Raw genomic sequence first — 304 nt, 5'->3', positions numbered from 1 at the left:
GCTGGAGTTGTCCAGGTGCATGTACTCCGAACACGGGTTGGACGCCGTGATCCGACCCGACTCCGGCGTGGTGTGCCAATCGTTGATCGTCCCGTCGTACTGGATACCCGGGTCCGCGCACTCCCACGCCGCCTGCGCCAACTTCCGGAACAGGCCCCTGGCGTCGACGTGCTCGATCACCTCACCGGTCTGCCGCGCGCGCAGGCCGAACTGTCCGCCGTTCTCGTAGGCGTGCATGAACTCGTCGGACACCCGCACCGAGTTGTTCGCGTTCTGGTACTGCACCGACACGATGTCCCGACCA

General features: G+C 65.5%; 1 protein-coding gene. It reads right to left on the bottom strand.

The features are described 5' to 3' along the window. On the bottom strand, nt 1–304 hold a 304-nt coding region (locus KZQ38_RS35745; protein WP_504739582.1), incomplete at both ends, for a ribonucleotide reductase barrel domain-containing protein.

Source organism: Saccharothrix obliqua, assembly GCF_019375475.1.
GTDB classification, from domain to species: Bacteria; Actinomycetota; Actinomycetes; order Mycobacteriales; family Pseudonocardiaceae; genus Actinosynnema; species Actinosynnema obliqua.
Note: the sequence above shows the minus strand (reverse complement) of the source record. Positions and strands in the feature narration are given on the sequence as shown.